The sequence below is a fragment of the Dyella sp. genome, from assembly GCF_035486915.1.
Classification (GTDB): Bacteria; Pseudomonadota; Gammaproteobacteria; order Xanthomonadales; family Rhodanobacteraceae; genus Dyella_B.
Window position 1 is genome coordinate 19,729 of record NZ_DATHMR010000086.1, and the last position, 7,804, is coordinate 27,532.

Genomic DNA, 7,804 nt, shown 5'->3' on the forward strand with positions numbered 1-7,804 from the left:
AAACGCACCCAGCTTAACATTGCGCCGCACAACCGCGGGGTAAGCAGAAAGTTGCGTTCAACTCCCGGCAAGCCGTAAAGACGGGCAAGTAGCCGCAAACCTCTCGCAAGCGCTCTCGCTCTGAAGTATTTGGAGCATTTGGCTCAAAAAAGTGCGCAAAGCGCACTGCCTTTGATCGTCGGGCCCCTTATGCGGTGAGTGAAAGGGGCACGAAAAGGCCCGCAGGGGAATCGGCATGGATGCCCATTCCTTTTCGCCAGGGCAGGATGCCCTGTCGAAAAGCCCGACCCCCTCTCACGATCTCGGAGGGCGAAGCCCGGAGAGCACCGCATACGAGATGCCCTTTCTTTGGGTTACTTTTCTTGGCGCCGGGCATCCATGCCCGGCGCCCTTCGGGGCCGCTTCGCTGTTCGCACACGCTTCTGCGTGTGCGTGGGCACGCAAAGAAAAGTGACTCGGGCCTCGGCAGAGGCACGAAACGGCCGCCGCGCAGGCGAGCAATCTGGCGATATCGCATCAACGAAGCGATACAGTCACTGGATGACCAGCTTCGCTGGTGTGAATCGCCTCCAGCCTTCGCTGGAATGACAGGATAAACGTAGTCGAGAATTGGGAGCCGCCACGCGAACCTAATTTCCTGCGCCGATCCTCCGCGCCTCCACCACATTCGGCAACGCCGCCAACCGATCCAACAACGCCGACAGCTGCTCAAAATCCCTAACCCGAAGCGTATACCGCATCTCCACCTCTCCAGTCCGCGCAAACAACCGGCTCGACGAAGCGATAATCCCGATATTCGCGTTGCTGATCACCCCCACCACATCCTTCTGCAACCCTTTGCGGTCATACCCATTGAGCTGAATATTCACCTCATAAGCCTGCGCAGCCGCCTGCCCCCAACTCACTTCAATCACCCGATCCGGATCGCGCCGCGCCAACCGCGCAAGACTCGCGCAATTGGCGCGATGCACCGATACGCCACGCGTGCGCGTGATAAACCCGCGCACCGGATCACCCGGTAGCGGCTGACAGCACCGCGCCAACACCGTCAGTAAATTGCCGACACCTTCAATGCTGATCGCACTGTGATCGAGCACCGTCGGTCGCGCAGTGATTGGCGCAGTCTCAGGCTCTGGTGGCTCCGTCGCTTCCTGCATGACACGCGACACTTGTCCCGGACTGATCTCGCCCAGCGCAAGCGCAATCAGCAACTCATCGTGGGTTTGCAGACCGAACAAAGCCGGCAGCTTGATCAGATCGGCATCCGGCATCGCCAATCGTTTGAGTTCACGCTCAAATAACGCGCGACCCGCAGCGAGATTGGCCTCGTGCGCACTGCGGCGGAACCATGCACGCACCTTGTCGCGTGCGCGGCTGGTGTTGAGATAACCGTGATGCACCGAAAGCCAATCGCGACTGGGTTCGGCAATCTTCGCGGTGAGAATTTCCACCCGATCGCCACTGTGCGGCTGATGCGTCAACGGCACGATGCGGCCGTTGACCTTCGCACCGCGACAGCGATGTCCCACTTCGGTGTGCACGTGATACGCAAAATCGAGCACTGTCGCGCCATGCGGAAGATCGAATACCTCGCCCTTGGGCGTGAGCACGTAAACGCGATCTTCCAGCAGTTCCGTCTGCAACTCCGCGGCGAGTTCGCCATCGTCGTTGCGCGGCTCCAGCAGCTTGCGCATCCACGCGATTTTCGCCTCAAAATCGGCGTCGCCACCACCACCTTCCTTGTAACGCCAGTGCGCAGCCACACCAAGTTCATTGGCGCGATGCATCTCGTGCGTGCGAATCTGCACCTCCAATGTCTTGCTATGCGGACCGATCACCGCCGTGTGCAATGAGCGATAACCGTTGCTCTTGGGTCGTGCAACGTAATCGTCGAATTCGCCCGGCAGATGCGGCCACAACGCATGCACGACACCCAGTGCGCCGTAGCAGTCGGCAACATTGTCGACCAGCACGCGCACCGCGCGAATATCGTAAAGATCGGAAAACTCCACCGCCTTGCGCTGCATCTTTTTCCAGATGGAGAAGATGTGCTTGGGACGTCCCGCCAAATCGGCGCGGATATCCGCGGCTTTGAGTGCGTCTCCCAGCTCCGTGAGCGTCTCGCGGATAAACACTTCGCGATCGCCGCGGCGTTCGTCGAGCAACTTGGCGATGCGCTTGTAGATGTCCGGCTGCAGGTAGCGGAAGGCGAGGTCTTCGAGCTCCCATTTCAGCTGCCAGATACCGAGTCGGTTGGCGAGCGGCGAATGGATGTCGCGAGTGAGTCTGGCCAGCTCCTGCCGCTCCGTCTCCGGCAGGATGCTCGCGGCACGCATCCGCGCTAGCTGACGCGCCAGCAGAATGAAGACCACACGTAGATCGCGAATGATCGCCAACAACAATCGACGCAAGCCTTCGGAGCCACCTTCCGGCGGCCGCTGCGCATGCAATGCCCACACGCGCTCCGCCGCCATCTGGCCCGCAACGAGACGCTGCACGTCTTCTTTCAGCGAAGACGCCTGTTGCTCCCACACCAACGGATGATGTCGTGCAATCTCGAACCACAATGCTGCAGCCTGTGTCTGCGCATCGCACCCGAGCATCGCCAGCAGATCGAGCACATCGCCGCACTCGCGCTCATTGACGCCATTCTGCGCGCAGACCGCGAGCGCGTCGGACAGCACCGTGGGCAGCGTGCCGGCACGAGCCTGCCACGCCGCAAGGTGTCCGGCAGCAGTGGTCGTGGCATGCACCATAGTTACGCTGTTCCCATGCGTCACGGCATGCGGATCATGCCGTGCGAGCGGTCAGCATAACGCCAGCCGCGCCGCACGGGGATAGGTCTAACGTATGGATTCCAAGGCTTTCGCGAGACGCTTGGCCGATACGGGTTCCGGTGTTTTCAGCTCCTGGGCAAACAGCGACACGCGCCACTCTTCGATCAGCCAGCGCAACTCGTCCAGACCCGTATCGCCGGCGGCGCGGTGATTGAGATATTCGCGCCAGTAAGGCAGTACCTGCAGCATACGTTGCTGATCGCGCGAGGGATCCTGACGAAGGCGTTCGGCACGCAGGCGCATGGCCTTCAGATAACGTGGAAAGTGTGCCAACCGTCCAGTCGGCAGCTCCCGGAGAAAGCCCGGCGCAAGCAAAACGTCGAGCTGTTCTTCCAGATCGTCATAACTGGCGCGGGCAAATCCTATCAGTGGCGGTTGCAGCCACGGCTTCAGCTCCGCCTGTGCCTCGATAATGGGCTCGGCCAGCTTCAACCGTTCGATTGCCGAACCGAACAACTCCCGCGCACTGTGGGTGCGAAGCGCTTCGAATGCAGCAGCGCTGCGCACATTGAGATGCTGCATGTCGAGCAGATCGGTGAACCCGCCTTCGACCAGATCCTCGCGCAAACCGTCAATGCTGCCGAGCGGCGCGTATTTCAGCGATAGCGCATTGGCAATCGGCAAGCGGCGACGCGCCTGCTTCACATCGCTGGCCACGGCATTGCGCAGCAAACGCTCCACACCTTTCAGATGCGCCGCCAGCGCTTCATCGCGGCGTTCAAAAACGCGTAACGCAACGGCTTCGCCCAGATCGACCAAGGCGGGGAATGCGAGCAATCCGCCGTCGGATCGAACTTGCTCGGGAATTTCTTCGAAATCCCAACTGGTGACGTCTTCGCGAGTGAGTTCGATATCGGTCTTGCGCGAGAATGCTTCGCGCGCTTGCCCCTCCCATTGACCTCGTAACGCAGCAAGGTCTCGGCCGCTGGCGAGCGTGTGGCCTTTTTCATCGTGCAAACGATAACGCATGGCGAAGTGCGGCGGCAGCTGGATAGCAGCGAAGTCATCCGCACTCACCTCCACGCCTGTCGTGCGCTTCAGGAATGAGGCGAGCGCTTTGATCAACGCCTCATCGCGCGGCGTTTCCGCTTCGACGAAAGCACGCGCGAAGTCTGGCGCAGGAACAAAGTTGCGCCGAAGCGCCTTGGGCAACCCGCGAATCAATTCGGCGACTTTCTCGCCCAACAAGCCCGGTACCAGCCATTCGCAGCGCGCCGTAGGCAATGCATTGAGCATCGCCAGTGGCAGATGCAGTGTGACACCGTCAGCGTCATCGCCGGGAACAAATCGATATTCCAGCCGATAACGCTGCGGGGGAACATCCAGCACCGCAGGAAAGGCTTTGGGGTCCAGACCCGAACCGCCGACCATCACGTCCTCGATCGACCATCGCAAGGCGGCTTGCTCGGCCGGTCGCGCATTGCGATACCACGCATCCAGCGCACGCGAGCTAGCGATGTCCTGCGGCAGTTTTCCGCGGAAGAAGTCGACCAGATCGTCTTCGTGGCGAATCAGACCTTCGCGACGCTGGCGCGCCTCGATACCCTGCGCATCCTCCAGCACGCGCTGGTTGGCGCGTATGAAATCCACGCGCGTGTCGATATCGCAGCGTGCCAGGGCTTCGCGCAGGAAGATGTCATGCGCCAGCGCGGGGTCCTGCTGCTGGAATGTCACCGGGCGACGCTCGACCAACGTCAGTCCAAACAGACTGATTTGTTCGTACGCCACAACGGTGCCGCGCTTGCGCGACCAATGTGCATCGCGGCACGTGCCGCGCAGAAGATGGGCAGCTTGTTGTTCGACCCACAGCGGTTCGATGCGGGCACACATCATGCCCCACACGCGTCCGCCGATATCGAGAATCTGTGCAGCGAATAGCCAATTGGGTGGCGTCTTGGACAAAGCCGAACCTGGAAATACCTGGAAGCGGCGTTCGCGCGTACCGCGATAAATGCCCTTCTCGTCCTTGTTTCCGACCTGTGTGGGCAAGCCTGCGAGCAAGCTGCGATGCACGGCTTCGTACAAGCGCTCGCCCTCGTCGTCGCGTGAGGGCACCGGCGTCGCTGGTGCGGTCTTGCTGGAAGATGGCGCCGGCTTTTTCTTGCTTGAAACCTTGACCTTGGCGTCGGCCTTGACCTGCGATTCTTTGCGTGAGGCCGAATCAGAAAGCGACCAGCCAAGCTCCTGCGTAACGAGCAACAACTGCCGATGCAGCTCGCGCCATTCGCGCATGCGCAGAAAACTCAGGAAGTGGCGTGAACACCAGTCGCGCAATTTCGATTGCGTCAGCTCCTCGTGCGCACTGTCGTATTCGCGCCACAGGTTGAGAACACCCACGATGTCGGATTTCGGATCGGCAAACACTGCGTGTGCCGCATCCGCCTGTTGCCGTGCATCGGCAGGACGCTCGCGCGGGTCCTGAATACTCAAGAAGGCCACCACCGTCAGCAATTCGCGCAAGCTTCCAAGCTTGTTCGCTTCCACCAGCATGCGCGCAAGCTGCACATCGATCGGCAAACGTGCCAGCGTGCGGCCGATGGCGGTGAGCTGACGCTTCTCATCGATCGCACCGATTTCCGCCAGACGGCGATACCCATCCGCCACGACACGCGAATCGGGCGATTCCAAAAACGGAAATTCATCCACTTCGCCCAGCTGCAACGCGAGCATGCGCAGGATGACGTTCGCGAGCGAGGAGCGCAGCAGTTCCGGATCGGTGTATGCCGGCCGAGCTGCGTAATCGGCTTCGTCGTACAGGCGATAGCAGATGCCTGGACCCACGCGGCCGCACCGGCCTTTGCGCTGATCTGCTGCCGCTTGCGATATCGGCTCGACGTGCAGGCGTTCGAGCTGGCTACGCTGGCTGTAACGCTTCACGCGGGCGGTGCCGGTGTCGATCACGTAGCGAATCCGCGGCACCGTGAGCGACGTCTCCGCCACATTCGTAGCCAACACAATGTGACGTTTCGGTCCTGGTTTGAAGACGCGGTCCTGATCGGTCGCCGACAACCGCGCATACAGCGGCAGGATTTCTGTCTCGCGATACTGACGTCGCGACAGCATTAGATGCGTGTCGCGGATTTCGCGCTCACCTGGCATGAAGATGAGTACGTCGCCGCGCGGATCGTCATGCGTGATTTCATCAAGCACGGCGGCGATGTGCTCGGCACTGCCTTGCTGCATGTCAGATGCACGCTGATTGCGACGCGCAGCCACTTCATCCGTGGAGCGCCAACGCACCTCTACCGGGTACGCACGGCCCTCGACGGACACCACCGGTGCGTTGCCGAAATGCTCGGCGAAGCGCGCGGTATCGATCGTGGCGGAGGTGACGATGATCTTCAGCTCGGGCCGCTTTACCGCCAAGCGCTTGAGATAACCGAGCAGAAAATCGATGTTGAGACTGCGCTCGTGCGCTTCGTCGATGATGATGGTGTCGTATGCCGATAACCACGGATCGCCCTGCGTCTCCGCCAGCAGAATGCCGTCGGTCATGAATTTGATCAGGCTGTGCTCGGAAACCTGATCGGTAAAGCGGACCTGAAAACCGACCTTGTCGCCCAGTTGCGTACCCAATTCTTCCGCAACACGACGGGCCACCGAACGCGCCGCCAGACGACGCGGCTGCGTGCAACCGATCAGACCCGCTTCGCCGCGACCAGCGGCAAGGCACAACTTGGGAAGCTGCGTGGTCTTCCCCGAACCGGTTTCGCCGGCGATCACCACGATCTGGTGGTCGCGGATCAGTTTGACGATCTCATCCGCGCGCGCGGCGATGGGCAGGGACTCGTCCAGACGAATCGGCGGTTTGTTCTGCGCACGCTGCTGCCTCCGCTCAACCGAGGCGGCGATGTCGGCGGCAAGCGCCTGCAGCTTTTTCTCGTCCGGCCGGCGCGATAAGCCGCGCCAGCGGCCCAGCAAGCGGCCAAAATCGCGACTGGAGGCCGCATCCAGCGATTTGCGCAACGCGCGCAGACGGGCGTCCGGGGAGACGGAGGGTGTGTCGGGTTTCGTATCGCTCATGCAGGTGCACATGATAACCGGTGACTATCGCCACCACCCGCATTGTCCATTCCAGACGAGCCGAGCCTGGCGCCGCTGAAGCCATGGCGCGAGAAACGCCCTCCCCTTTGCGGAGAGGGCGTAGTGTCTCAATCAATCGAACTTCTGGCTGTAGCGCAGATAGACGAACCGCCCGTAGTCGTACGAGGGGTTGTACGCATACAACGTATCGGTGTTGATGCTGCTGCCCACTTCGAACCCGCCATAGAAATACGGCGCCACGCGGTTGAACACGTTGTTCGCACCCAACGAAATCGTCCCGTTCCATGGAGTCTTCCAGGACACCTGTACGTCGTTGAAGGTCACCGACGGGATCTGCGTAACGGGTGTTATGCCGGCGCCTGGCAGATAGTAGTTCGGCAAGGTGCAGGGGAAGGCCGAATACGCTTCGTTATAGCAGCCCTCTTTAAGCGGCGAGTAGTAACGCAATGTCCATTGAACGTCGAAGTTCTTGTAGTCCCAGCCGATAGTGAAGTTGGATCGCACACGCCAGTAGGAACTGAACCCGTTGTTATAGGTCACTGGCACACCAGGATATTGCTCGGTGTTGTTGTGCGAGTAATACGTCGACTTCGAATCCAGAGTGAACTGACCGAAGGAGAATTTCGGTATGGCATACGACAGATCCACGTCATAACCGGCGACATCCAGGAAGCCCTGATTCTCTTCGCTGGAGAACAGACTACTGACCTGGTAATCATCCGCTGCCGTGCGCTGGAACAGGGCGCAATCAGCCGCGATGCCGAGCTGATAGCAGTTGTTCAGCACTTCGTTCGGGCTGATACCCGAAATCACGTTGCGCACGATGTAGTGGAAGTGATCGACGGTCGCGTTCAAGCCGGTGATATAGCTGGGGCTGTAGACGATGCCGATCTGCGAACTCTTCGATGTTTCCGGCCTGAGGT

The 7,804-nt window shown here is 60.5% G+C and carries 2 protein-coding genes and 1 pseudogene; all 3 read right to left on the reverse strand.

Going from position 1 to position 7,804, the window contains the following annotated elements:
- Nucleotides 1-629: 629 nt before the first annotated feature.
- Nucleotides 630-2,756 (reverse strand): bifunctional (p)ppGpp synthetase/guanosine-3',5'-bis(diphosphate) 3'-pyrophosphohydrolase, encoded by a 2,127-nt coding sequence (locus VK725_RS06940; protein WP_325317329.1) that lies wholly within the window; start codon nt 2,754-2,756, stop codon nt 630-632.
- 87 nt (nt 2,757-2,843) lie between these two features.
- On the reverse strand, nt 2,844-6,860 hold the full coding sequence (hrpA, locus tag VK725_RS06945) for an ATP-dependent RNA helicase HrpA (RefSeq protein ID WP_325317330.1): 4,017 nt from the start codon (nt 6,858-6,860) through the stop codon (nt 2,844-2,846).
- A 132-nt stretch (nt 6,861-6,992) separates the two neighbouring features.
- A pseudogene (locus VK725_RS06950) lies at nt 6,993-7,804 on the reverse strand (TonB-dependent receptor); the annotation flags it as partial.